General features: G+C 70.8%; 1 protein-coding gene. It reads left to right on the top strand.

Features of this window, described 5'->3' with window-relative positions; translation table 11 throughout:
• A partial coding sequence (locus RNB18_RS53000) for an L-serine ammonia-lyase, iron-sulfur-dependent, subunit alpha (protein ID WP_311721177.1) occupies positions 1–408 on the top strand: 408 nt, incomplete at both ends.

Here is a 408-nt window from a genome sequence, read left to right as displayed (position 1 = left end):
CGATGGAGTGGATCACCCTCTACGCGATGGCGGTCAACGAGGAGAACGCGGCGGGCGGCCGCGTGGTCACCGCCCCCACCAACGGCGCGGCGGGCATCATCCCGGCCGTTCTGCACTACTACATGAACTTCGCCTCCCACGGCTGCACCGAGGCCGAGAAGGAGGACAGCGTCGTCCGCTTCCTCCTGGCCGCAGGCGCGATCGGCCTCCTCTTCAAGGAGAACGCCTCCATCTCCGGCGCCGAGGTCGGCTGCCAGGGCGAGGTCGGCTCGGCCTGCTCGATGGCGGCCGGCGCCCTCGCCGAGGTCCTGGGCGGCTCCCCCGAGCAGGTGGAGAACGCCGCCGAGATCGGCATGGAACACAACCTGGGCCTCACCTGCGACCCGGTCGGCGGCCTCGTCCAGATCC

It is taken from the genome of Streptomyces doebereineriae, assembly GCF_031845645.1.
In the GTDB taxonomy this organism is placed as follows: Bacteria; Actinomycetota; Actinomycetes; order Streptomycetales; family Streptomycetaceae; genus Streptomyces; species Streptomyces canus.
This window is presented reverse-complemented; position numbering and strand designations above follow the sequence as displayed.